The sequence below is a fragment of the Collinsella sp. CLA-AA-H167 genome (assembly GCF_040095305.1).
Classification (GTDB): domain Bacteria; phylum Actinomycetota; class Coriobacteriia; order Coriobacteriales; family Coriobacteriaceae; genus Collinsella.
In genome coordinates this window covers 1-1,613 of the sequence record NZ_JBBNGA010000025.1, presented here as the reverse complement: position 1 = coordinate 1,613, position 1,613 = coordinate 1, and the positions used below count along the sequence as shown (strand labels likewise).

General features: G+C 70.5%; 2 protein-coding genes. Both read left to right on the top strand.

Features of this window, described 5'->3' with window-relative positions; translation table 11 throughout:
• Window positions 1–1,166, top strand: a 1,166-nt coding sequence (istA, locus tag AAAT03_RS09830; RefSeq protein WP_349103228.1) for an IS21 family transposase, incomplete at its 5' end; no start/stop codon positions are given.
• Window positions 1,163–1,613 (top strand): ATP-binding protein (locus tag AAAT03_RS09825; RefSeq protein WP_349103226.1); only part of this gene is annotated, 451 nt, incomplete at its 3' end. The genes istA and AAAT03_RS09825, both read left to right, overlap by 4 nt.

The window sequence follows — 1,613 nt, the reverse complement described above, 5'->3', positions numbered from 1 at the left end:
TAGCGAAGCGCTACGGCAAGGACAGGCACACCGTGGCGTCGTACTGGAGGGCCGAGGGCGGGCGGCCCCACGACGGGCGCGGCGACAGGGCGGGCTCGTTCGACGCGCACATCGAGGAGGTGGCCGCCAAGGCGCAGCTGCCGGGAGTCACCAAGAAGGGCATCCACGAGTGGCTGCTGCACAGGTATCCCGGCGAGGACCTGGCCGGCTACAACGCCTTCACCCAGTTCATGCGCAAGAACGGCATCGCCGTCGGGGCCTCCGGCGGCCCGGAGCCGCACCCGCGCTTCGAGACGCCGCCCGGACTGCAGCTGCAGTTCGACTGGAAGGAGTCCGTCAAGATGGCGAACCGCGACGGCGAGCTGTTCGAGTTCAACGTGTTCGCGGCGACGCTGGGCCATTCCCGCAGGCACATATTCATCCGGTCGAGGACCAGGACGACCGACGACCTGGTCAGGTGCATGTACGCCACGATCGCGAGGCTCGGCGGCGTGCCGCGCGAGTGGGTCACGGACAACATGTCCGCCCTGGTGACGGTCAAGGGCGGCCGGCGCCTCAAGGTCCAGCGCGCGTACGAGTTCGCCAAGGCCGCCGGCTTCGAGCTGAAGCTGTGCCGCCCGCGCAGCCCCCAGACGAAGGGCAAGGTCGAGTCGTCGAACCGCTTCCTGTCGCGGCTCATGGCCTACCAGGGCGACTTCGACGGCTGGGACGACATCGACGAGATCGTCGCGCGGATCGAGGACGCCAGCAACTCCGAGCCCAACGAGACCACGGGGCTGCCTCCCTCCGCGCTGTTCATGGAGGAGAAGGACGCGCTGCTGCCCGTCGGCAACCTGCGCGCCCTCGAGGAGGCGATGGGCGACGTGGTGCGCGTGGCCAGGGTGCCGGCCACGATGCTGGTGAGCGCGCACGGCGAGCCCATGTCGGTGCCCAGGCGCTGCATCGGCAGGCCCGCCCGCATCGTCTGCATGCCCGGCGGCGCGATGGACTGCTACGTCGGCGGCGAGCTGGTGGCCACGCACGTGGCGGGCGGGCCGGCCTACGACCCGGCGCACTACGCCGAGGCCATGGCCGGCAAGCGGTGGTTCGGCGACGCCGCCGGCGACATCGAGGCGGCCGCCGCGGCCAACCTCGGCCTGCTCGACTCGATAGGGGGCTCGCTGTGAGCGCCGCCGTGCAGGCCAGCCCCCTCAACCGCCTGGCGGCCAACCTCGAGGAGCTGGGGCTCGAGGGCATGGCGTCGTCGGTGCCCGAGTACGTCAGGCTCGTCGCCGACGGGAGGAAGGGCCTGGTCGACGCCATGCTCGAGCTCACCGACGCCCAGATAGCCCTCAAGCGGCGCGCCGACGACGAGCGCCGCACGAGGATGGCCAACTTCCCCTACATAAAGACGCTGGCCGACTTCGACTGGGGCTTCCAGCCGAGCGTGCCGCGCGGGCTGGTCGAGCAGCTGGCCACGCTCGAGTTCATCGACCGCGGCGACAACGTCGTGCTCGTCGGCAGCCCGGGCGTCGGCAAGACCCACCTGTCGATAGCCATAGGCCACGAGGCGGTGATGGCCCGCAAGCAGGTGTACTTCGCCGACTGCTCGAGGCTGGTCGAGGACCTCAAGC